Raw genomic sequence first — 22,015 nt, 5'->3', positions numbered from 1 at the left:
GCGCCACCCGCTTCCGCTACTACGTCCCCCGGGGTGTGCGCGAAAACGCGAGCCACAAGGGGGCCGCGAACACCAGCGCCGGAGGCGCTGCAAAATTACGGCAGCGGCGGGACCGCGTGTTCGTCGCCGATGAAATCGACAGAAGAGTATTCGCGCAGCTTGGTCAGGCGGTGGTAGGCGTCGATCATGCGGACCGTGCCGGACTTCGAGCGCATCACGATCGACTGGGTGGACGCGCCGCCGCCGTAGTAGCGCACGCCGCGCAGCAGGTCGCCGTCGGTCACGCCGGTGGCGCAGAAGAACACGTTCTCACCGGAGACGAGGTCCTCGGTGGTCAGTACGCGGTCGAGGTCGTGGCCCGCGTCGATGGCCTTCTGCCGCTCCTCGTCGTCCTTGGGCGCGAGCATGCCTTGCAGCTCGCCGCCCATACAGCGCATCGCGGCGGCGGCGATGATGCCCTCCGGGGTGCCGCCGATGCCGACCAGGATGTCGGTGCCGGAGTCGGGGCGGGCGGCGGCGATCGCGCCGGCGACGTCGCCGTCGGAGATCAGGCGGATGCGGGCGCCCGCGTCACGCACCTGCTGGATGAGCTCGGCGTGCCGGGGGCGATCCAGGATGCAGACGGTCAGGTCGGACTTCGCGGAATTCTTGGCCTTGGCGACCCGGCTGATGTTCTCCGCGATCGGGGCCGAGATATCGATCACGTGGGCAGCGTCGGGGCCTACGGCGATCTTGTGCATGTAGAACACCGCGGACGGGTCGAACATGGCGCCGCGTTCGGCGACCGCGAGCACCGAGATCGCGCCGGGCACGCCCTTGGACATCAGCGTGGTGCCGTCGATCGGGTCGACCGCGAAGTCCACTTCCGGGCCGGTGCCGTCGCCGACGGCCTCGCCGTTGTACAGCATGGGCGCCTCGTCCTTCTCGCCCTCGCCGATGACGACGATGCCGCGCATGGACACCGAGCTGACCAGCTGCCGCATGGCGTCGACGGCCGCGCCGTCGCCCCCCTCCTTGTCGCCGCGTCCGACCCACCGGCCCGCGGCCATCGCCCCTGCCTCGGTCACGCGGACCAGTTCGAGTGCGAGGTTGCGGTCGGGCGCCTCGCGGCGGCTAGGTGTGGGGGAAGTTGCCGTCATTGCGGGGCCTCCTGTGCGTCGGTACGTACCGGTCAATTGTCTCATTCGATGTGGCACGGCCGTACACCCCTGCTCGTGGTGCCGGGGTGCAGGGGGCGGCGTCGCCGCACGAGTGGATACTGGGAGCGTGTCGTACCAAAAGCCGCGCATCTTGAACGACTACCGGGATCTGTTCTGGTCATTGATCCCGTTGGTCCTGATCGCGCTGGTGTTCGCCGGGCTGGCCAGCCAATGCAGTTTCGCCGCGAACGGTCCGACGCAGGGTCAGATCCCGCATTTCGACGCGCGCGCCGCGCTCACCGCCGACGCTCGTTCCCTGCCGTTCCCCATCCGCAACCCGGACCTGCCCGCGGACTGGACGCCGAACTCCGGCAGTCGCGAGTCCATCGGCGGCAACGGGGGCGGGCCGGTCAGCACGGTCGGCTACATCACTCCGCAGGGCACCTACATGCGGTTCACCCAGAGCAACGCGACCGAGGAGGCGCTGGCCAGGTTCGTGCTCGGGTCGCGCTACGCCAGTGGCACCGAGCAGGTCGGCGCGCAGAAATGGATCGTCTACGCCGAGCAGGGCTCGGAGACCGCGTGGATCGCCGACCTCGGCCAGTCCCGCGTGCTGATCACCGGCGCGGGCAACCAGGCGGCGTTCAGCACGCTCGCCCAGGCGATCACGGCGGCGCAACCGCTGAAGCCCTGAAATCCGCTTGTCTTCGGCGGCGCGCGTTCGTTAATTTTGCCGCGGCACGAGACACGTGCCGAACCGGTTTTCGGAGGTCGATGAATATGGCTGTCCTCAGCCGTCTTTCGCATGCCTTTCGCCGGTTCGCGCGCCAGTGATTTTTCCGCGGACGCGGACCGGTCTCTCTTCGACGACCAGGAGTGTCACGTGTCTGTTTCCCTTTCCCCCGACCTGCGCACCGAACGGCTGATCCTGCGGTCGTGGACCGCCGGTGCGGCGGCCGCCGTACTCGATGGCCGCCGTCACGCCGAGTGGGCGGCGGATTTCCCTGCCGACGGCGATCGCGTCATCGCGGGCCTGCTCGTTGTGCACCCGGACTGGCTCGGCCCGTTCGGGCACCGGCTCGTCGTCGAGCGCTCGACCGGTCTCGTCGTCGGATCGATCGGGCTGTTCTGGCCGCCCGCCGGCGGTGCCCTCGAGCTCGGGTACGGCATCGTCGCCTCGCGGCGCGGTCGCGGGTACGCCACCGAGGCCACCGTCGCCCTCACGGCGCACGCGCTCACCGCACCCGGCGTTCGTGCGGTGCACGCCGAGGTGGAGCTGTCGAATCCGCCGTCGGCGCGGGTGCTGGAGAAGGCCGGATTCGAGCGGGTGAGCAGCGCGGACGGCGTCGCCCGGTTCCGCGCCGCGGCCGCATCGCGCTGACGAGGCCGGGGGCCGTCGTCAGCGGTGACTCACCACGTTGACGATGGTCCCGCTCGGATCGCGGACGAAGAAGCGGCGCACGCCCCACGGCTCGTCGCGCAAGGAGTAGACGACCTCGGCGCCCGCGGCGGTCACCGCCGCGTGCACGGCGTCGACGTCCTCCACCTCCACGCTCATGTCCGGCTGGAGCTGTTCGGCGTCCGGGCCGACGAGCAGGACCTGCGCGGTCGGGTTGGACGGCGAGGCCATCGTCACGACCCAGCCCAGGTCCATCGCCTCGTGGAAGCCGAGCAGCCGGTAGAAGTCGCGGCTCGCGGCCAGGTCGGTGGTGCGGATGTCGGGCGTGGCGCGGCGGATGGTCACTCTTGCCGCTCCAGGTCGGTGCGATGCAGCGCGTCCTCGACGCGCTTGCGCGCGCCCGCCAGATGTTCCTCACAGCGGTTGGCCAGCGCCTCGCCGCGCTCCCACAGGGCGAGGGATTCATCGAGGTCGAGGCCGCCCTGTTCGAGGATCTTGACGACGTTGACGAGTTCGTCGCGCGCGCGTTCGTAGCCGAAACCGGCGATCTCGGCGGCGTCGTCGGCCGGGTCGGCGCCCGTCCCGTCGGCTTCGGTGGACTTGCCGGACTGGGCCAAGTCAGTTCCTCCCTGTGTCGGTGTTCTTGGCGCCGAGGGCCTGGGTGCCGAGCGCGGCGGCCGTGACAGCCCCGTCGGCGACCCGGATGCGCAGCTGGCTGCCTGCGGGCGCGTCCTCGATCGAACGCACCACCTCGCGTTCCCGGCCGGTGACCCGCTGCACGACAGCGTAGCCACGGGCGAGTGTGGCGGCGGGGCCGACGGCGGTGAGTTTCTCGCGCAGATGCCTGGTGGCCGTGGCTTCGGTGCGGACGAAGTGCTCGGCGCAGCGGTGCGTGGCCGTGCGCAGGCGTTCGATCTCTTCCTGGCGGCGATCGATCTCGCGCAGCGGATCGGCCAGCACGGGTCGCGAACGCAGCTGGGCGAGCGCCTCGGTCTCCCGGTCGACCCAACCCCGCAACGCCGCGGCGGTGCGTTCGCGCAGTTCACGAATGCAGGCCAGTTCGGCGGCGGCGTCCGGGACGATCCGTTTGGCGGCGTCGGTCGGCGTGGCCGCGCGCAGGTCGGCGACGAAGTCACTGAGCGGGTTGTCCGGTTCGTGGCCGATCGCGCTGACGATCGGCGTGGTCGCGGCCACGATGGCGCGGCACAGCGCCTCGTCGGAGAACGGCAGCAGGTCTTCGACGCTGCCGCCGCCGCGCGCGAGCACGATCACCTCGACGTCCGGATGCCGATCGAGCTCTGCCAGCGCCGTCAGCATCTGCGATACCGCGGTCGGCCCTTGCACGGCGGTGTTGCGAATCTCGAAACGCACCGCGGGCCAGCGACTGCGAGCGACGCTCAGCACATCGCGCTCCGCGGCGCTCGCGCGGCCGGTGATGAGGCCGACGGTTCCGGGCAGGAACGGGATCGGACGCTTGAGCCGGGGATCGAACAGGCCCTCGGCGTCCAACAGCGCCTTCAGCCGTTCGATGCGGGCCAGTAGTTCGCCGATGCCGACGGGGCGGATCTCCAGCACGCGCAGCGAGATCGTGCCGCGCCCGGTGAAGAAGGAGAGCTTGCCGTAGACGACCACCCGGCTGCCCTCTTGCAGGGGAATGGGGGATTTGCGGATCAGGTCGGGATCGCAGGTCACCGACAGCGACATGTCGGCGGACGGGTCGCGCAGCACCAGGAACGCGGTGCGGGTGCCGGGCCGGAGATTGATCTGGGTGATCTGGCCCTCCACCCAGATGCTGCCGAGCCGGTCGATCCACTGGGCGACCTTGATGGAGACCGAACGCACCGGCCACGGATGCTCGGCGGAGTTGGCCGGAGCGGCGGCGGGTTGGCCGGAGGTCTCCCGGCCAGCCGTCGGCGACGAGGGTGTCCGGGGTTCGGTCACTGGGCCTGCACAGTGGCGATCCGGTTCGTGAGCATGGTCACGAACGGCGCCCTGGCGCGGGTGTGCTGCTCGTACTCCAGCAGCGCGGTGAGGTCATCGATCGTCAGCAGGCGCAGGCGGGCGCGCAGCTGAGCCAGGGTCATGTTGGCGTAGTCGTAGCGGGTGGCGACTTCCGGTTCGGCGATGACGGGCGCTTCCGCGACGGGTTCGGGATCGGTATCCGGGTCCGGCTCTTCGGCCGGTGGCTCGCCGATCGGCGTCACGGAGGCGACATGGCCGTTGGTCGCGCCTGCGCGGCTGTCGTCTGTGGCGAAGGATTCGGGCGCGGGGAACGCGTCGGGATCATCGGCGGTGTAGAGGTCGAATCGGCTGGCGCGCAGCGTGCTGGGGCTCGGGTCGTCGGCGAGGTCCTCGTCGAAGGTGGCCCACTCCGGCTGCTCGACCGGGCGGTTGGACAAACGGTCGAAAACCGCGTCGCCCTTCAGGGCCAGACTGGTGACGAACTGCTGGACGTGCATCGTCGTCTGCAGCACCTGACTGATGGCCGTGATCGGGAAATTCATTGCCGCCGTGGGTAGCCGACGGGATTCCTCGAGGGCGTATACGGCCGCGCCTGCGGCGACCCGGGCCAGAAAGGGTGGTCGAAACATGGTCCTAGCCTGCCGGAAATGGTGTGTTATGCAAAGGAGGGGCGCGCGGTTCGCGTATTCGCGGGTCGTAGCCGATCGGCGGGACCGCACACATATCGCGGAAATGCGCGCAGGAACCCGGCGGGCCGTCCGAAACAATCGTCGCACCCGGTCGTAGACCCCGGCTTACGATCCCGATCCGCGGGTCGCGGCGGGAATGTGACGGGCAACTCCCGGACGTGGCGCGATCCCGGGCCGCACGTATCCTGTGGGCATGTCTTCGGCCATTCCCTTGAACGTCGGAATCGCCCGCTCGGCAGGTGCCGGAAGCACCGTCGCCGACGGCGGAAAACGCGTGCTGCTCGCGGAGCCGCGCGGGTACTGCGCCGGCGTGGACCGGGCGGTCGAAACCGTCGAGAAGGCGCTGGAGAAGCACGGCGCGCCCATCTACGTGCGCAAGGAGATCGTGCACAACCGGCACGTCGTGGAGACGCTGCGCGACCGCGGTGTGATCTTCGTCGACGAGACCGACCAGGTCCCCGAGGGCGCGGTCGTCGTGTTCTCCGCGCACGGCGTGTCCCCCGCGGTGCACACGTCGGCCGCCGAGCGCAATCTGCACACCATCGATGCCACCTGCCCGCTGGTGACCAAGGTGCACCAGGAGGCGAAGCGGTTCGCCCGCGACGACTACGACATCCTGCTGATCGGTCACGAGGGCCACGAGGAGGTCGAGGGCACCGCGGGCGAGGCGCCCGAGCACGTCCAGCTGGTCGACGGGCCCGGCGCGGTGGACCAGGTCAGCGTGCGCGACGAGTCGAAGGTGATCTGGCTCTCGCAGACCACGTTGAGCGTGGACGAGACGATGGAGACGGTGCAGCGGCTGCGCGAGCGCTTCCCCGCCCTGCAGGACCCGCCGAGCGACGACATCTGCTACGCCACGCAGAACCGCCAGGTCGCGGTGAAGGCGATGGCTCCGGAATGCGATCTGGTGATCGTGGTCGGCTCGCGCAACTCGTCGAACTCGGTGCGCTTGGTGGAGGTGGCGCTCGGTGCGGGCGCCAAGGCCGCGTATCTGGTGGACTTCGCCCGCGAGATCGACCCGGCCTGGCTCGACGGCGTCCGCACGATCGGCATCACCTCGGGCGCCTCGGTGCCCGAGATCCTGGTCCGCGGTGTGCTGGACAGCCTGGCCGAGCACGGCTACGGCGACGTCCAGCCGGTAACCACGGCCAACGAAACCCTCGTCTTCGCCCTTCCCCGCGAACTGCGCGATGCCCGGCGCTGACGCCGGGCCCGCACCGAGCGTGCGGTATCCAGCTCCGACCGCACCGAGCGACCTCGCCTACAGATTCTCTGGCCTGCGCCGTTCCGGGCGGTTCGAATCGCGTTCGCGATAGCGCACATTGGGCTGGGGGTGCGGCGGCGTCTCTCGGCGCCGGCCCGCGCCGCGCGGTGGTTCGGCTTCGGCCCGCGGCATGGCCCCGGTCGGGCGGGCAGGGCCCCGGGCGGGAGCCCGCCCTTCGCGCGGACGGGAGGGGGCGACGCGCGGCGGGGTATCGGCGACCTGCGCCGCGGGTCGGCGGGCCGGTCGGGGAGCTGGCTGTTCGGCGTCGGCCGACTCCGGCTCGGCGGGCTCGTCCTTCGGGCGGCGGGTTCTGCGGCGCGCGGAGTCCGGCAGGCCACGGGAGGGCCGGCCTGGCTTGGTCTTCTTCGCTGGTGACTTGCCCCAGCTGCCGCCACGGCGTGGCGCTTTGTCGCTCCCCTCTTCCCGGCGGTGCAGGTAGATCCGGGCGCCACCGATCAGCAGGACGACCACCGTGGCCAGCATCATGGTCGGGAACCGGTTCACCAGCGGGATCGCCAGGTTCAGCAGGATGTCCTTCATCGAGGTCGAGCCACGGCCGGTGAGCTGCTGATAGGCCAGCGGGACGGCGACGAAGAGCAGCAGTGGCGGCAGCACCATCGTGCTGAACAAGCCCCGGTAGCGAACGGCGGCGACGGCCGCCACACAGCCCACGATGTACAGCGCGGCGAACGTGCCGGTCAGCTCGGCACTGCCGCCGCTGGCATCGATCAGGAATCCCAGAAACGTGCAGGCAACCGCGATCAAGATCGCCGCGCCGACCGGGATCCCCGGCACCGACGGCAGGATCGAGCGTTGCGGCGCGGGCACCCGGGATCGCACACGTTCGGAAGCAGCCACGATATGCACACTAGTTGCCGCCGCTCCCGGCGGCGTGGCGGCACGGCCATAGTCCCGGTTACTCGCCCGCGTCGGCGAAGCTCACCGCGCGAGGCCGGGAATCCACACGCCCGATCTCAGGCACCTCCTGCTCGGCCATCTCGAGCTCGTGCAGTTTGCGCGCGGTGACCATCACTCGTGACTCCACCGAGGCCACTGTGTAATTGAAAGCCTCGACAGCTCTGCCGAGTTGCGCCCCCAGCCGATCCAGATGTTTCCCCGTCATGCCGAGCCGCTGGTACAGCTCACGGCCGAGCCGCTGCACGGTGGCCATGTCCTTGGAGAGTGCCTCCTGCCGCCAGCCGAAGGCGATGGTGCGCAGCAACGCGATCAGGGTGGTCGGTGTAGCGAGGATCACATTGCGGCCGAACGCGTACTCCAACAGCTCGGAGTCGGTGGTCAGGGCGGCGTCCAGGAACGGATCGCCGGGCACGAACAGCACCACGAATTCGGGTGCGGGGTCGAAGGCGGCCCAGTACGCCTTGTCCGACAGCTGGTCGACATGCGCGCGCAGATGTTTGGCGTGCCTGGTGAGCAGCTCGGCGCGCACGTCGGGGTCGTCGGAGCCGCAGGCGTCCAGGTAGGCGGCGAACGGCACCTTGGCGTCCACCACGATGTGCCTGCCGCCCGCCAGGCGCACCACCAGATCGGGTCGCACCGTGCGGTCGTCCTCGCCGTGACCGGTGCGGCTCACCTGGGTCCGGAAATCGCAATGCCTGGTCATCCCGGCCAGCTCGACCACCCGCTCCAGTTGGATCTCGCCCCATCGTCCCCGTACTTGCGGCGCGCGCAGCGCCGCGACCAGCCGGCCGGTCTCCCCGGTGAGCTGATGCGACGTGCGCTGCATGCTCGCGACCTGTTCGCGCAGGCTCGAATACGCGGTGAGCCGCTGTCGCTCGACCTGCTGGATGTGCTCGTTCAGCGCTCCGACCGCCGCCCGCAGCGGTTCCACCAGCGCGCCGACGGCGTGCGAATGCCTTCGCGCGGCATCCTCGTTGGCCGCGGTGAGCGACTGCCGCAGCAGCCGTTCGTTGTCCGCCGCCGCGGTGAGCCGCGCCTGGGCCGCCGCCGCGCGATGCCCGTCCCGCGCGGCGCGACCCAGCCAGCCGAGGCCGAGACCGGCGGCGAACACCAGCACGAGGGCGACGAGCATCGGTGCGGTCATAGCGGAGATAGTGCCGTACGTCACCGACAAGAACGAGCATCTGGCAACTGCCCGGCATCGCGTCGGAAACCGGCTGGGCCAGTGCGTTGCCGCATAGTTCACATAGCTGCTCGGATTCTGGCATCCGGAATCGCCGACGCCGTGGGATTCGGGAGGTCAAGAGGTGCGTGAGGTTCGGCTCGTCGCCGAACGGGACCCCGGCGACTCGGACACGTCCGCTGGACACGCCGGGTTCCGGCCGGGCGAACCCGACACAGCGGGCGGGGCGATTGAAGTCTGTCGGTGCCTTGCCCTACGGTTTCGCGGCATGCGGATGCTGCACACCTCGGACTGGCACATCGGGCGCACGTTCCACGGGGTCGATCTGCTTGCCGACCAGGCTCGTTCACTGACCGCCATCGCGGAGCTGGTAGCCGAGGAATCGGTCGATGTGGTGGTGCTGCCGGGTGACGTGTACGACCGGTCGATTCCCAGCGCCGACGCGATCGCGGTGTGCAACCGGGGATTCGAGGCGATCCGCAGTGCGGGGGCTCGGATCGTGGCCACTTCGGGGAACCACGATTCGCCCGCTCGGCTGGGCGCCGGCGCGAGCTTCGCCGCCGCGGGCGGGCTGCATCTGCGCACCACCGTGGCCGACGCCGATCGGCCCGTGCTGCTGGAAGACGAGCACGGGCCGGTGGCGTTCTACGGCATCCCGTACTTGGAACCGGAGATCACCCGCGCGGAACTCGAAGTGCCGCAAGCGCGCTCGCACGCGGAGATCCTGGACGCGGCCATGGCTCGCGTACGGGCCGACATCGCGCGGCGGCCCGGGGTGCGGACGGTCGTGCTGGCGCACGCCTTCGTGGTCGGCGGGGAAGCCACCGGATCGGAGCGCTCCATCTCGGTCGGCGGCGTGGAGACGGTTCCGCTGGCCGCTTTCGACGGCATCGACTACGTGGCCCTCGGCCATTTGCATTCACCGCAGACGCTCGCGGAGGCGGTGCGCTACTCCGGCTCGCCGCTGCCGTATTCGTTCGGCGAGAACGCGCATCGCAAAGCGGTCTGGATCGTCGACTTGGATGCGTCCGGCCTGCGAGCGGTGCGCCGCCGGGACCTACCGACGGTGCGGGGCCTGAGCAAGCTGACCGGCACCCTGGACGAACTGCTGAGCGGCGCGGAGTACGGCACGGCCGAACAGCACTACGTGTCCGCGGTGCTCACCGACGTCGCCCGCCCGGTCGACGCCATGCGCAAGCTGCGCGAACGGTTCCCCTACGCGGTGCACGTCGAATGGGTGCGGCCCGAGGGCAGCCCGGACCTGCGCTACCGTGAGCGAGTGCACGGCCGCCGCGACATCGAAGTAGCCCACAGCTTCCTCACCGACGTCCGCGGCGCACCCAGCTCGAGCGAGATGACCTGGCTGGAGCGGGCGCTGTCCGCCGCCGTCGCCGAACCGGAGCAGGTGGCCACCGTGGCCGCCGCCGAGGAACTGACCGCATGAGCGCCCTGCCCAGGCCGGGAGCAGGCGCGGCGGCATGAGGCTGCACAAGCTGGAGATGACCGCCTTCGGCCCGTTCGCCGCCACCACGGTCGTCGACTTCGACGCGCTCGGCGCCGACGGGCTGTTCCTGCTGCACGGCCAGACCGGCGCGGGCAAGACCACGGTGCTGGACGCCATCGCGTTCGCGCTCTACGGCCGGGTGCCCGGTGCGCGCGGGGAGAGCAAGCGCCTGCATTCCGATCACGCACCGGAGCAGACACCACCGGAGGTGGTGCTGGAGGCGACCTTGGGCGGGCGGCGACTGCGTCTGACCAGAAGCCCCGAGTTCCAGCGTCCCAAGCGGGACGGCACGGGCATGCGCACGATCAATCCGAAGGCGACGCTGGCCTGGCTGGACGGCCGAGGCGAAAACCTCTCCCGGATACCGGATATCGGCGAGGAGGTGCTGCGCCTGCTCGGCATGAGCGCCGACCAGTTCTTCCAGGTGGTGCTGCTGCCCCAGGGCGACTTCGCCCGCTTCCTGCGCGCGGACAACGAAGATCGCGAGAAGCTGCTCGAAAAACTCTTCGACACGAAGCGTTTCGGCACCGCCGAGCAGTGGCTCGCCGACAAGCGCCGCGCCGCCGAAGCGGATCTGGATGCTCGTACCGACGGCATCAAGCGGCTGATCACGCAGGTGGGCATGGCCGCGGGGGTAGCGGATTCGGTCGGTACGGGCGAATGCGTCGGGTGGTCGCAGGATCTTTTGTCCACCGCGCGCGTCGACCTGGCCACGGCCGCGGCAGAAGTCGAACGCTGCCAGGCGGAATCGGCGCGCGTCCGGGAGCAGGCCGAACAGCAGCGTCGGCTACGCGAATTGCGTCGCCGCATGAGCTCGGCACGCGCGCAACTGGACGACTACGTGGCGGGCGCGGATCGGCGCGCCGCACTGCAAGCCGAACTCGACCTCGCTCGCCGAGCCGCGCCGGTCGTCGCCGCCATCGACGAAGCGCGTACGGCGGTGCAAACCCAGCGCAGGCGCGAGGGCGAAAAGCACACGGCGGCAGAGCGGCTCGCAGCCCGCCTGCTGGAACCGGCGAGCGCCGAACTCGGCGGCGCCGAACTGGTCGACGGCGACCGGGTTCGCGATGACGCCGACATCGACGCGGCGGTCCAGCGCTGGAGCGCGCAGATCGGTGCGCTGGACGAAGTGCGCACCGACGCCGCGACCGCCACCCGGCTCGGCGGTGAACTCGACGCCCTGCGCACCGAGGACGCGACGCTGGCCCGGCGTGTCACCGAACTCGCCGCGCGGCGCGAGGAGCTGCCCGCCGTGCTCACCGCGGCCGAGGCCAGGCTGCGCGAGGCCGCCGAAGCGGTCGCCGCCCTGCCCGGCATCACCGCGGAGACCGAACGGTTGCAGGGGGCCGCCACGGCCGCGGTCGAGCTGGCCGCCCGGCGCACCGCGCTCGATCACGCCCGCATCGAGTTCGACGCCGCCCGCGCCGCGCATCTCGACGTCAAAGAACTCGTGCTGGATCTGCGTGAGCGCAGGCTGAGCGGAATGGCCGCCGAACTGGCCGGCGAGCTGGTCGCCGGAAGCCCCTGCGCGGTTTGCGGTTCCGCGCAGCATCCCGCACCCGCCCAGCCGACCGACACCGCGGTGTCCAAGGACGAGGAGGAAGCCGCGGTGGCGGCCGAGCGTGCCGCGGAGGACGTCCGCGATCGCGCGCTGGCTCGCATCACCGGCCTGGAGCGCGAGATCGAAGCGCTGGTCGCTCGCGGCGGCGATACCGACCGCGTCGAACTCGCCGCGGCCCTGCGCGCCGCGACCGACCGCTACGAGGACACTTCGGAACTGGCCGCCAACGCCGACGGGCTGGAAGCCGAACTCACGCGCCTGCGCGGCGACGAGGCGCGCCTGCACGACGAGCTGCGCGCATCCGAGGCGCGCCGCAGCGCGGTCGCCGCCACCGTCGCCTCCGCCGAAAGGCGCCTCGGCGAGCTCACCGACCGGCTGCGGAGCGCGGCGGGCGCCGACCTGACCATCGACCGCCGCCGTGCCCGGCTCGCCGCTCTCGTCGCCGAGGCGATCGCCCTGCGCGACGCCCGCGCCGAAGCGGTGGCGGCGCGTGAGCAGGTGTCCCTGATCGCCGATCGGGTCGAAAATCTCGCCGGCGTCGCGGGTTTCGTGCCGGAAGGCGAGTATGGCGGTTCGTCGTCGGCTCCGGGCTCCGCGTCGGTCACTACTGAGGGCTCGGCTCTGTCCGGTGGTCCGGCTCAGCTCCCGGAATCCGCCGAGACGGCCGCTTCGGACTCCGTCGGCGCCGAGGAACCGGCGCTTGTCGGCACTCGAACTCGCGACACGATGGGAGACGATGTCGCGCGCTTGACCGCCTACGCGAAAGTCGTCAACGCCGCGTCGCGTGACTCTCGGCGGCAGGCCGAGATCGAAGCGGAACTCGTGGCCGCCGACCGTGCCCGTGCCGCGGCGGAAGCGGTGCTGGCGGAACCGGAGATCCGAGCGGCGTCGGAGCAGGAGCCCGGCGACCCCGCCGAACTCGACGCGCTGGTGACGGCCGCGCAGACCGCGCTCAACGCCGCTGTGGCCGCCCATGCCGAGGCGAGCAGGCGAGCGAGTCAGCTCGAGGAGCTCGGCGGCCAACTCTGGGCCGCTGTGGATCGGATCGCCCCGGCGCAACGAGCGTTCGAGGAACTCGACGGTCTCGCCGACCTGGTCGCCGGGCGCGGTGCGAACAACCGCCGCATGTCCCTGCACTCCTACGTCCTGGCCGCACGCTTGGAGGAAGTCGCGCAGGCGGGCTCACTGCGGCTACGCAGAATGTCCGGCGGCCGTTACGAATTCGTCCACTCGGACAAGGCAGGCCCGCGTGGTCGCCGAGGCGGCCTCGGCCTGGACATCCGTGACGACTACACCGGAGCCATCCGCCCGGCCAAGACGCTGTCCGGTGGCGAAACCTTCATGGCCTCGCTCTCGCTGGCGCTCGGCCTGGCCGACACGGTCGCCGCCGAATCCGGTGGCCTCGTGCTGGACACTCTGTTCATCGATGAGGGATTCGGCGGCCTGGACGCCGACACCCTGGACGCGGTGATGGGCGTGCTGGACGAACTCCGCGCGGGCGGACGCGTGGTCGGCGTGGTCAGCCACGTGGACGAGATGCGCCAGCGCATCCCCAGCCGCCTGCACGTCGTACGCGGCCGCGACGGCTCCCACCTCCAGGCGACGATCGCCTGAGCGCGGACTCCGGCTGCTCGGCGGTTCCGGCTGCTCGGCGGTTGAGCCCTGCAGGCGGTGGGTGCACCCGGCCGTGGCGACACGCTGCCGACGGTTTACCGGCCGCTGCGTACCGGACGTGAACATATCGGCTGCACTGCCGAGCGGCCTGTCCGGACGCAGCGCATCACGTCCTCACCCGCGAGAGCCGGCCCGTAGGCAGCGGAGCGTGGGCGTGTTCGCCTCGCAGCCGCCCAAACGACGTGCACGCTTCCGGCTGGAAATCAGCCGCGCGAATGGGCCACGGCGACCGTAGGCGTCCGCGCGACCTACCCGGATGAGCGGCACCGTGCAGGCCGCGCGGGGGCACGCTGAGCTGCCCGGGCGCACTCTTGACTGAGCGTCGAGGACTGACGGTCGGCGATCAGCACGTTACGGCCTCGCCGAACGACAGGCTGTTGCCGTCTCGGGCCAGCACGCCGACGTGACGCACGCCGTTGCTGTAGGTCCTCCTGCTCGTGGCCGATGCCCTGCGCGGCGAGTCGCGAGACCTCAGCCCTCGTGGTCGAGCAGCCACCGTTTCACCGGCAATCCCCAGCGGAAGCCGCCGAGTGCGCCGCCGATGCGGAGGATCCGATGACAGGGCACGAAGAGGGCGGCGGCGTTGCGGGCGCAAGCGTTGGCCGCGGCGCGCGTGGCGTCGGGGCGGCCGGCGCGGGCGGCGAATTCGGTGTAGGTGAGTGGGCTTCCCGCCGGGACGGCGCGGAGCACTTCCCAGGCGTGCACGAGGAATTCCCCGGACTGCTGGCGAACGGGAATCGGGTCGATCGCGGTGAGATCGCCTTCGTGATAGGCGGTGACGGCACCGGTCACCTCGCCCAGCGAATCCCGCTGCCGCAGTCGGCCGGGCCGCAAGGCGGGATGGATCAGGCCGCGCAGGTTTTCCGCGTCGGAGGTCCAACCGGAGGCCAGCACCGCCCCGTCGGGGTCGACGAGCGTGGTGAACGGGCCGAGCGGTGTCTCCGTGACGGCGAAATCCGCTGTGACGGTGCGGGCGCTACCGACGTCGGTGCGGACGGCGAAGCTGGCGTTCATGATTCGACACTGCCTTTCGTAGTGGCGAGCGCGGGGACGATGGAAGGTGTGGCGCGGCTGGTCAGTGCCGTTTTCCACAGGTGCATGGACAAGTACGACCGCCACGGCACCCAGCGTGCGGTGTCCGTCAGATCGATGCCGAGCAGGCTCGCGCCGCGGCGGACGACCAAGTCGGTGCCGAGCAGGACGTCCGGATCGGCGAGCAGGCGCATGGTCACGTAATCGGCCGTCCACGGCCCGACACCGTCCAGCGCGAGCAGGTCGCGGCGCAGGTCGGCGGCGGTGCGCCCTTGGTGCAGCGCCAGCTCCCCGGAGGCGAGCGCCTCGGCGGCCGCGGTGATTGATCGGATGCGCCGCGCCGGTCCGGTCAAAATATCGGCGCCGCGTTCGGCGATCACCTCGGGTGTCGGGAACAGCAGCGGGATCGGCCCGTCCACCCGTTCTCCGAGTGCCTCGACCAGTCGGGCGGTGTGCGTGGCGGCGGCGGCCACCGAGATCTGCTGCCCGATCATGGTGCGCAGCAATAGTTCTGCGCCGTCGACGCACCCGGGCACGCGGATGCCGGGGGTGAACGACGGGCGACCGACGTCGACCGGGTCGATCTCGGTCAGCGCTTCGCTCTCCGGCGGTGACCCCGCCCCCGCGTCCGGCAGATATTCGGCGGCCTGCTCAGGCGGCCGTTTCGGGGAGCCGCCGTGCGCCGTGGGCCCGACACCGAGTGCTTCATCGATGCCGACCGGGTCGGCGTCTAGGTCGAGCAGGTGCCGCAGCCTGGTCACCGTCGGCGCGAGGTCGCGCATGTCGTGCAGGGACAAATCCGCGCGCACATGGTCGCGCTGGAAGCTCAGCCGCGCGGTGGCGTGCCCGTGCGGCGTGCGCAGGTTCCTGGTGTAGGCGCGGTCCTCCCACAATTCCATGCCCGGCACCACGTGCGCGGACAGGAACCATTCCAGCCAGGCCCGGTCGAGCGGTTCCCGGTAGGGCAGCCGCAGCGTGAGCGAGCCGCTGCCGGACGGCGCGGGACGCGCGGGGGTTCCGGTTTTCGCGCGCTGCGCTTCGAGCCGCATGGTGGTGGGGCTGACCGCGAACACCTCGCGCACCGTGTCGTTGAACTGGCGGATCGAGGCGAAACCCGCCGCGAACGCGATGTCGGACATGGGCATCGCGGTGGTCTGGATCAGCAACCGCGCCGTGTGCGCCCGGTGCGCCCTGGCCAGCGCCAGCGGCCCCGCGCCCAGTTCGGTGGTCAGTACCCGGGTGAGCTGCCGCTGGGAATAGCCGAGCGTGGCGGCCAGCCCCGGCACCCCGGCCCGCTCGACCACGCCGTCTCCGATCAGCCGCATCGCCCGCGCGGCCAGATCCGCCCTGGTGTTCCACAGCGGCGAGCCGGGCGCCGCGTCCGGCAGGCAGCGGCGGCAGGCACGGTAACCCGCCTGCTGCGCCGCGGCGGCGGTCGGCAGGAACGACACGTTGGCCCGCTTCGGCGTGATCGCGGGACACGAAGGACGGCAATAGATTCCAGTGGTTCGCACCGCGGTGAAGAATTGCCCGTCGAATCGCGAATCCCGGGTCGACACCGCCCGGTAGCAACGTTCGAAATCCAATGCCGTGATCGTCACGCACACCACAATGGCAGCTGCGGCGAACCCGTGCTAGCGGGAATCGGCCACCAGTGCTGGGGGTAGCCGCGACCTCGCACGACGATGATGAGATCGCACAGCCGTTGCCCGGTCAACTGTTGTGAAAACTACCGAATCGGCATGTGGTGACGCGCGCCGAAAATCTTTTCGGTCAGCAGCACCGGTTGGCTGGATTGCGATCGGCCTCGGCATGCCGCTGCCGCCAGTACTCCCGCTCGGTCGGGATGGCGCAGCCGGGATGGCTGCGCCGCAGGTGCTCCACGTAACGCTGGTAGTCCTGCCCACCCAGGATCGAGTCGAACCACCAGACGCCCGCTCGGACGCCGTCGCCACAGGCGCGGGCCGCGGCGCGCAGCCGGGCGCCGAGCGGTCGCGCGGACCGATCGGCGCCCTGCTTCGCGGAGTCGCTCATTGCGCGTGTACGTGTGCCGCGCCGGAGGCGCGCGCCTTCCCGGTCGCGATCAACTCGTCCCACTCCTTCTGGACTTCCTTCTCCGCCGCGGTGGCGAGGAATCCGCTGGGCGCGAAGATCTTCGACGGCTGTTCCGGCGTCTCGGTGGTCGTCGACTCCCCGGAGCGCCAGGCGCGGAAGGCCACCAGCGCGCCCACCACCGCCACGATCAGTACCAGCACCGCGAAGATGATCGACAAAGTGCCCTGGATGAAGGTGTTGCGCACGATCGCGTTCATGTCGTCCTGGGTCTTCGCCGTCAGGCACAGCTTCCCGGCGTCCTGCGCCGCTTGGCAGATGCTGTGCTGCTTCCAGTAGCCGAGCTTCGGATCGGCGGAGAAGATCTTCTGCCACGACGCCGTCATCGTCACCAAGAGGTCCCAGACCAGTGGAATCGCCGGAATCCAGGCCCATTTCGCGAGGCCCTTCTTCACCACGATCACCAGCACGACAGTCAACGCGATGGCGGCCAGCAGCTGGTTGGCGATGCCGAACAGCGGGAACAGGGTGTTGATGCCGCCGAGCGGATCGGTCACACCCATCAGCAGGATCGAGCCCCACGCGCCGACCACGACGGCCGAGCACAGCCACGCGCCCACCCGCCAGGACGGATCACGGAACTTCTTCGCCGCGCCGCCGAAGTTGCCCAGCGCGTCCGACAGCATGAACCGGGCCACCCGGGTGCCCGCGTCGATCGTGGTGAGGATGAACAGCGCCTCGAACATGATCGCGAAGTGGTACCAGAACGACTTCATGCTCGCGCCGCCCAGGAATTGGTGGAACACCTCGGAGATGCCGACCGCCAGCGTCGGCGCGCCGCCCGTGCGGGAGATGATCGATGATTCGCCGACATCGCTCGCGGCCTGGCTCAGCTCCGCCGGAGTGATCGCCGGACCGCTGAGCCCGAGGCTATTGGTGTAGGCCGCGGCCTTCTCCGCGGTGCCACCGGTGAGACCGAGCGGCGCGTTCATCGCGAAGTACAGGTGCTGGTCGATGATCGAGGCGGTGATGATCGCCATGACCGCGACGAACGACTCCATCAGCATGCCGCCGTAGCCGATCATCCGCGCGTGCGATTCCTTCTCCAGCAGTTTCGGCGTGGTGCCGGAGGAAACGAGCGCGTGGAAGCCGCTCAGCGCGCCGCAGGCGATGGTGATGAACAGGAACGGGAACAGCGAACCCGCGAACGCCGGTCCGGTACCGCTGGACGCGAACGACGAGACGGCGGGCGCGTGCAGCACCGGCAACGTGACCAGGATGCCGACCGCGAGCAGCACGATGGTGCCCACCTTCATGAACGTCGACAGGTAGTCGCGCGGGGCGAGCAGCAGCCACACCGGGAGCACCGAGGCGACGAAACCGTAGGCGATCAGCAGCCAGGAGATGGTCACCGGCGAGAGCGTGAACCAGTCCGCGCCCCACTCGGTTTCCGACACCCAACCGCCGCCGACGATGGCCAGCAGCAACATGGCGAACCCGATCACGGAGACCTCGCCGACCTTGCCCGGCCGGAGGAACCGCAGGTACACACCCATGAACAGTGCGATCGGAATGGTCATGCCGATCGAGAACACGCCCCACGGGCTGTGCGCGAGCGCGTTGACCACCACCAGCGCGAGCACCGCCAGCAGGATCATCATGATCACCAGAACGCCCACGATGGCCGACCAGCCGCCGATCACGCCCAGCTCGTCGCGCGCCATCTGCCCCAGGCTGCGCCCGCGCCGCTTCATCGAGACCCACAGCACCAGGTAGTCCTGCACCGCGCCGGCCAGCACCACGCCGACCACGATCCAGATGGTCCCCGGCAGGTAGCCCATCTGCGCGGCCAGCACCGGACCGACCAGCGGCCCCGCGCCCGCGATGGCGGCGAAGTGGTGCCCGTAGAGCACCCGCCGGTCCATCGGCATGTAGTCCTTGCCGTTCTCCAGGATTTCGGCGGGTGTGGCCAGGTCGTCGCGTGGTTTGACGATCTTGCGTTCGATGAACCTGGCGTAGAACCGGTACGCGATGATGTAGGTGCACACCGCTGCGATCACGATCCACACCGCGTTCACCGATTCGCCGCGTGAGATGGCGAGCACCGCCCACGCTATGGCGCCGAGTGCGGCGATCCCCGCGAAGATCAATTTCTTGGCCGGTGTGATCGGGGACTTGTCGACCACGCCGACGGGCGGCAGATCGGGATCGGTCCGCAGATATTCGATTGTCGCCATCTGCCTACTCTCCTGTAAAACGCGCAGGATCTTGCTCAAACACGTGACAACGTAACCGATCGATGATCGCCGTCGTGCCGATTCCGGACGTCGGACGCGCACCGTGAAATATTGTTCATGTGTCGGCCGTCACCATGTGATTGCCGAACGTATGCTGCCATGCCGTTCGAGAAGCTCCACATCCGCCCTGGAGGAGGGCTGTGTTGCGTGCGAATCCCGTCGCCAGGGTCCGTCGCCGGACGCTGCTCGGGTCGGCGCTGGCCGCGCCACTACTGGCGAGCGGCGGCTGCGGCTCCGACGACGACGCGTTGACCTTCTTCTTCCAGGCCAGGCCGGAAGAGGCCAGGGTCCGGCTGACGATCATCGACGAGTTCCGGAAGCTGCATCCCGACATCAGGATTCGCACCATCATGTCGGGTCCGGACCCGCTCCAGCAGATGCTCACCTACTGCGCGGGCGGGAAATGCCCGGACGTGCTGATGGCGTGGGAGCTGACCTACGCGGGGCTGGCCGAGCGCGGGGTACTGCTGGATCTGAACACCCTGCTCGACCGCGATCCGCGGTACGCCACCCAGCTGCGCGCCGACAGCTATCCGGCGCTGTACGACACCTTCACCTACGCGGGCGGGCAGTACGCCCTGCCCGAACAGTGGTCCGGCGTCTTCCTGTACTACAACCGGGAGCTGTTCGACGGAACCGGGATCACTCCGCCCGCGCGCTGGCGCGACGCCTGGTCTTTCGACGAGTTCCTGGCCGCTGCCGAGGCGTTGACCAGGCATGACTCGTCTCGCACCCGGTGGGGGTTCGCCGACGCCTGGGTGCCGTACTTCTCGGCGGCCTGCTTCGGCATGAACAACGGCGCCGAATGGTTCTCGCCCTCGGTGCGTCCGACCAGGACCAACCTCGGCGATCCGCGGTTCGCCGAGGGATTCCAGTTCTACGCCGACCTCGCCGTACGCCACCGCGTGGCGCCGAAAGCCGCCGACACGCTTTCCGTCTCGGCCCCAGACCTGTTCCGGCGGGGCCGGGCCGCGATGGCGCTGGGCGGGCATTGGCTGTATTCCGAATTCGCCGGACACGACGATCTCCCGATCGACATCACGGTGCTGCCGGTGGGCCCGCACGGCGGTCCCGGCGCGATCACCGACGTCGGCAGCACGGGCCTGGCCATCGCCGCGGGCAGCCCGCGTGTCGAACAGGCCTGGGAATTCGTCAAATTCGCTACCGGACCGGTGGGTCAGGCGATCATCGCCGCGTCCGGGCTGTTCGTCCCCGTGCTCCAGTCGGCGATGAACTCACCGGGGTTCGCCGCCGCGCACCGGGAGGTCCGCAATCTCGAGGTGTTCACGGCGGGCCCGGCCAATTCCCGCCCGCTGCCGATCACCCCCGCTTGGGGGAAGGTGTCCGCCCTGCTCGAGCGCGGCTCCAACCGAGTGCTGCGCGGCGCCGCCACCGCCGCCTCGTTGGACGGCCGTTTCGCCTCCGACGTCGACGCGCTGCTGGAGACGCCATGATGGCAGGGCGGCGATCGCAAACATCGGGCAAAGCGGGGGTCGCGTCCCGATTGGCGCGGCGGCGCGAGCGGGCCGGTTGGGCATTCGTCGCACCCAACGTGGCGGCCGTCGCGGTTTTCTTGTTGTTCCCGTTGAGTTTTTCGCTCTATCTGAGTTTTCATTCGTGGGACCTGTTCAGCCCCATGCGATTTGTCGGTGTGGACAACTACCGGCGGCTGTTCACCTCGGACCCGTTGTTTCTCATCGCATTACGCAATACGGCCGTTTTCACGCTGCTGACCTTGGTGCCCACGGTGCTGATCGGACTCGCCGTCGCCGCCGCGCTGAATCGAAAATTGGCCGGCATAGGCGTGTTTCGCACCATCGCTTTCCTGCCGTTGGTCGCCTCGGCGGTCGCCATGGCCGTGGTGTGGCGGTTCCTGTTCACCGACGACGGGCTGCTCAACGTCGCGCTCGGCTGGATCGGCATCGACGCGGTGCCCTGGCTGACCGACCCCGACTGGGCGCTGGTCTCGCTCAGCATCGTCACCGTGTGGAAGAGTGTGCCCTTCGCGACGGTCATCCTGCTCGCTGCCATGCAGGGCGTACCGGAGACGCTCTACGAGGCCGCCAAGATCGACGGAGCCGGGGCGCTGCGGCGATTCTTCGCGATCACCGTGCCGCTGATCCGGGGGCCGCTGTCGTTCGTCTTCATCATCACGATCATCAATTCGGTGCAGGCGTTCGACCAGGCATACGCGCTGACCGGCGGTAACGGGGGGCCGGAGACGGGTACGTACCTGCTGGGGATCATGTTGTTCCAGAACGCGTTCGGCTTCTACGAGGTCGGGTACGCCTCCGCGCTCGCCTGGGTGATCTTCGCGATCCTGTTCCTGCTGACACTGGTGCAACTGCGGATGGCCCGGCGGTCGGAGGTGGAACAGTGAACACCTACGAGGCGGTGCGGCGCGCGCTGCCGGTTCGACGCGACCGCGCGTTCATCGCGGTCGGCCGCGTCGACCGGGCTATCGTGCGGCGAGTGGTGCGCGGAACCGCGATATACGCGGTGCTGGTCGGCATCGCGTGGTGCGCGCTGCTGCCGATCCTGTGGGCGGTGTCGGGCTCGCTGAAACGGGACGGCGAGATCGCCGATGCGGCGTTCCTTCCGCAGCGGCCGCAGTGGTCGAACTACGGGAAGGTCTTCGATCTGCTGCCGATGGGGCGGATGCTGCTCAACACCACCATCTACGCGTTGTGCGTCACGGCGGGGCAGGTCTTCTTCTGCTCGTTGGCCGGTTATGCCTTCGCGCGTCTGCGTTTCCGTGGGCGCGACATGCTGTTCCTGGCCTACCTCGCGACGCTGATGGTGCCGTTGACCGTGACGGTGATCCCGCAGTTCCTGCTGATGCGGGCGTTCGGCTGGGTGGACACCCCGTGGGCGATGATCGTGCCCGGCCTGTTCGGCAGTGCGTTCGGCACGTATCTGATGCGGCAGTTCTTCCGCACGCTGCCCGAGGAACTCGAGGAGGCCGCCATCCTCGACGGCTGTTCCACCTGGCAGGTGTACTGGCGGGTGCTGCTGCCGCACACCCGTCCGGCTCTGATGGTGCTCGCCGTGCTCACCTGGATCACCGTGTGGAACGACTTCCTCTGGCCGCTGGTCATGATCCAGCGCGACGACGTCGCCACCGCGACACTGGGACTGGTCCGGCTGCAAGGCCAGTACTACACCCAGTGGCCCATCCTCATGGCCGCCGCGGTCGTCATCTTGCTCCCACTGCTGCTCATCTACGCGATAGCCCAGCGCGCGTTCATCCGCGGCATCGCGATGTCGGGCTTCGGCGGGCGCTGAGCGAGTGTGCTCGGTTCGCCTGATTCGCGCGCCTTTCCGGTTGCCGGTGCTCTTCG

At 69.7% G+C, this 22,015-nt stretch carries 19 protein-coding genes; 8 read left to right on the top strand and 11 right to left on the bottom strand.

Annotated features, from left to right (window positions below):
- Nucleotides 1-95: 95 nt before the first annotated feature.
- Nucleotides 96-1,139: a class II fructose-bisphosphatase gene (gene glpX / locus ACFV2O_RS31930; protein WP_356966745.1), complete on the bottom strand. Its 1,044-nt coding sequence runs from the start codon at nucleotides 1,137-1,139 to the stop codon at nucleotides 96-98.
- A 127-nt stretch (nucleotides 1,140-1,266) separates the two neighbouring features.
- Between glpX and ACFV2O_RS31925 the strand changes: the two genes are divergently transcribed.
- Together ACFV2O_RS31925 and ACFV2O_RS31920 are read left to right on the top strand one after the other, a co-directional pair.
- Nucleotides 1,267-1,833: a DUF4245 domain-containing protein gene (locus tag ACFV2O_RS31925; RefSeq protein ID WP_379255282.1), complete on the top strand. Its 567-nt coding sequence runs from the start codon at nucleotides 1,267-1,269 to the stop codon at nucleotides 1,831-1,833.
- A 189-nt stretch (nucleotides 1,834-2,022) separates the two neighbouring features.
- A complete protein-coding gene (locus ACFV2O_RS31920; protein ID WP_379255280.1) occupies nucleotides 2,023-2,520 on the top strand; it encodes a GNAT family N-acetyltransferase in 498 nt (165 codons plus the stop codon).
- A gap of 18 nt (nucleotides 2,521-2,538) precedes the next feature.
- Here the strand turns inward: ACFV2O_RS31920 and ACFV2O_RS31915 are convergent, their stop codons facing one another.
- Genes ACFV2O_RS31915 through ACFV2O_RS31900 form a run of 4 tightly spaced genes read right to left on the bottom strand, consistent with a single transcriptional unit; the run spans nucleotide 2,539 to nucleotide 5,129 of the window.
- Nucleotides 2,539-2,883, bottom strand: coding sequence for a VOC family protein (locus ACFV2O_RS31915; protein ID WP_379255279.1), 345 nt, complete (start codon nucleotides 2,881-2,883; stop codon nucleotides 2,539-2,541).
- On the bottom strand, nucleotides 2,880-3,155 hold the full coding sequence (locus ACFV2O_RS31910) for an exodeoxyribonuclease VII small subunit (RefSeq protein WP_379255277.1): 276 nt from the start codon (nucleotides 3,153-3,155) through the stop codon (nucleotides 2,880-2,882). Before ACFV2O_RS31910 ends, ACFV2O_RS31915 begins: the two co-directional genes overlap by 4 nt.
- Before the next feature lies 1 nt (nucleotide 3,156).
- Nucleotides 3,157-4,479 (bottom strand): exodeoxyribonuclease VII large subunit, encoded by a 1,323-nt coding sequence (gene xseA / locus ACFV2O_RS31905; RefSeq protein ID WP_379255275.1) that lies wholly within the window; start codon nucleotides 4,477-4,479, stop codon nucleotides 3,157-3,159.
- On the bottom strand, nucleotides 4,476-5,129 hold the full coding sequence (locus tag ACFV2O_RS31900) for a lipid droplet-associated protein (RefSeq protein WP_379255273.1): 654 nt from the start codon (nucleotides 5,127-5,129) through the stop codon (nucleotides 4,476-4,478). The genes xseA and ACFV2O_RS31900 overlap by 4 nt, the downstream gene beginning before the upstream one ends.
- A 253-nt stretch (nucleotides 5,130-5,382) precedes the next feature.
- Here ACFV2O_RS31900 and ACFV2O_RS31895 point away from each other — a divergent pair, with 253 nt between their 5' ends.
- Nucleotides 5,383-6,393, top strand: coding sequence for a 4-hydroxy-3-methylbut-2-enyl diphosphate reductase (locus tag ACFV2O_RS31895; protein ID WP_379255271.1), 1,011 nt, complete (start codon nucleotides 5,383-5,385; stop codon nucleotides 6,391-6,393).
- A 57-nt stretch (nucleotides 6,394-6,450) separates the two neighbouring features.
- Here the strand turns inward: ACFV2O_RS31895 and ACFV2O_RS31890 are convergent, their stop codons facing one another.
- Both ACFV2O_RS31890 and ACFV2O_RS31885 read right to left on the bottom strand, forming a co-directional pair.
- Complete coding sequence (locus ACFV2O_RS31890) at nucleotides 6,451-7,311, bottom strand: DUF6542 domain-containing protein (protein ID WP_379255269.1); 861 nt, start codon at nucleotides 7,309-7,311, stop codon at nucleotides 6,451-6,453.
- Nucleotides 7,312-7,369: 58 nt separating this feature from the next.
- On the bottom strand, nucleotides 7,370-8,515 hold the full coding sequence (locus ACFV2O_RS31885; protein WP_355078617.1) for a DNA recombination protein RmuC: 1,146 nt from the start codon (nucleotides 8,513-8,515) through the stop codon (nucleotides 7,370-7,372).
- A 307-nt stretch (nucleotides 8,516-8,822) separates the two neighbouring features.
- On the opposite strand from ACFV2O_RS31885, the gene ACFV2O_RS31880 reads away from it, so the two are divergent.
- Together ACFV2O_RS31880 and ACFV2O_RS31875 are read left to right on the top strand one after the other, a co-directional pair.
- Entirely contained in the window at nucleotides 8,823-9,998 is a 1,176-nt protein-coding gene (locus tag ACFV2O_RS31880; RefSeq protein WP_379255267.1) for an exonuclease SbcCD subunit D, read from the top strand.
- 34 nt (nucleotides 9,999-10,032) lie between these two features.
- Nucleotides 10,033-13,233 (top strand): AAA family ATPase, encoded by a 3,201-nt coding sequence (locus ACFV2O_RS31875; protein WP_379255265.1) that lies wholly within the window; start codon nucleotides 10,033-10,035, stop codon nucleotides 13,231-13,233.
- A 531-nt stretch (nucleotides 13,234-13,764) separates the two neighbouring features.
- On the opposite strand, the gene ACFV2O_RS31870 is transcribed toward ACFV2O_RS31875, so the two are convergent.
- From ACFV2O_RS31870 to ACFV2O_RS31855, 4 genes are all read right to left on the bottom strand, one after another.
- Nucleotides 13,765-14,307 (bottom strand): methylated-DNA--[protein]-cysteine S-methyltransferase, encoded by a 543-nt coding sequence (locus ACFV2O_RS31870; RefSeq protein ID WP_355078620.1) that lies wholly within the window; start codon nucleotides 14,305-14,307, stop codon nucleotides 13,765-13,767.
- Complete coding sequence (locus ACFV2O_RS31865; protein ID WP_379255264.1) at nucleotides 14,304-15,935, bottom strand: DNA-3-methyladenine glycosylase 2 family protein; 1,632 nt, start codon at nucleotides 15,933-15,935, stop codon at nucleotides 14,304-14,306. Before ACFV2O_RS31865 ends, ACFV2O_RS31870 begins: the two co-directional genes overlap by 4 nt.
- Before the next feature lie 163 nt (nucleotides 15,936-16,098).
- A complete protein-coding gene (locus ACFV2O_RS31860; protein WP_379255412.1) occupies nucleotides 16,099-16,302 on the bottom strand; it encodes a YbdD/YjiX family protein in 204 nt (67 codons plus the stop codon).
- Between the two features lie 53 nt (nucleotides 16,303-16,355).
- Entirely contained in the window at nucleotides 16,356-18,614 is a 2,259-nt protein-coding gene (locus tag ACFV2O_RS31855; protein WP_379255262.1) for a carbon starvation CstA family protein, read from the bottom strand.
- A gap of 203 nt (nucleotides 18,615-18,817) precedes the next feature.
- Here ACFV2O_RS31855 and ACFV2O_RS31850 point away from each other — a divergent pair, with 203 nt between their 5' ends.
- Genes ACFV2O_RS31850 through ACFV2O_RS31840 form a run of 3 tightly spaced genes read left to right on the top strand, consistent with a single transcriptional unit; the run spans nucleotide 18,818 to nucleotide 21,959 of the window.
- Complete coding sequence (locus ACFV2O_RS31850; RefSeq protein WP_379255261.1) at nucleotides 18,818-20,128, top strand: ABC transporter substrate-binding protein; 1,311 nt, start codon at nucleotides 18,818-18,820, stop codon at nucleotides 20,126-20,128.
- Nucleotides 20,129-20,178: 50 nt separating this feature from the next.
- Nucleotides 20,179-21,054, top strand: coding sequence for a carbohydrate ABC transporter permease (locus ACFV2O_RS31845; RefSeq protein ID WP_379255411.1), 876 nt, complete (start codon nucleotides 20,179-20,181; stop codon nucleotides 21,052-21,054).
- 53 nt (nucleotides 21,055-21,107) lie between these two features.
- Nucleotides 21,108-21,959 carry a carbohydrate ABC transporter permease gene (locus ACFV2O_RS31840; RefSeq protein ID WP_379255410.1) on the top strand — a complete coding sequence of 284 codons (852 nt, stop codon included), beginning with the start codon at nucleotides 21,108-21,110 and terminating at the stop codon, nucleotides 21,957-21,959.
- Nucleotides 21,960-22,015: the final 56 nt, after the last annotated feature.

Origin of the sequence: Nocardia sp. NPDC059691, from assembly GCF_042733915.1 — a bacterium.
GTDB lineage: Bacteria > Actinomycetota > Actinomycetes > Mycobacteriales > Mycobacteriaceae > Nocardia > Nocardia sichangensis.
This window is presented reverse-complemented; position numbering and strand designations above follow the sequence as displayed.

What these genes read in the sequence shown, in the direction of transcription:
- glpX (WP_356966745.1), bottom strand. Translation starts at nt 1,139, where the DNA reads ATGACGGCAACTTCCCCCACACCTAGCCGCCGCGAGGCGCCCGACCGC.
- ACFV2O_RS31900 (WP_379255273.1), bottom strand. Translation starts at nt 5,129, where the DNA reads ATGTTTCGACCACCCTTTCTGGCCCGGGTCGCCGCAGGCGCGGCCGTA.
- ACFV2O_RS31895 (WP_379255271.1), top strand. Translation starts at nt 5,383, where the DNA reads ATGTCTTCGGCCATTCCCTTGAACGTCGGAATCGCCCGCTCGGCAGGT.
- ACFV2O_RS31885 (WP_355078617.1), bottom strand. Translation starts at nt 8,515, where the DNA reads ATGACCGCACCGATGCTCGTCGCCCTCGTGCTGGTGTTCGCCGCCGGT.
- ACFV2O_RS31880 (WP_379255267.1), top strand. Translation starts at nt 8,823, where the DNA reads ATGCGGATGCTGCACACCTCGGACTGGCACATCGGGCGCACGTTCCAC.
- ACFV2O_RS31875 (WP_379255265.1), top strand. Translation starts at nt 10,033, where the DNA reads ATGAGGCTGCACAAGCTGGAGATGACCGCCTTCGGCCCGTTCGCCGCC.
- ACFV2O_RS31870 (WP_355078620.1), bottom strand. Translation starts at nt 14,307, where the DNA reads ATGAACGCCAGCTTCGCCGTCCGCACCGACGTCGGTAGCGCCCGCACC.
- ACFV2O_RS31855 (WP_379255262.1), bottom strand. Translation starts at nt 18,614, where the DNA reads ATGGCGACAATCGAATATCTGCGGACCGATCCCGATCTGCCGCCCGTC.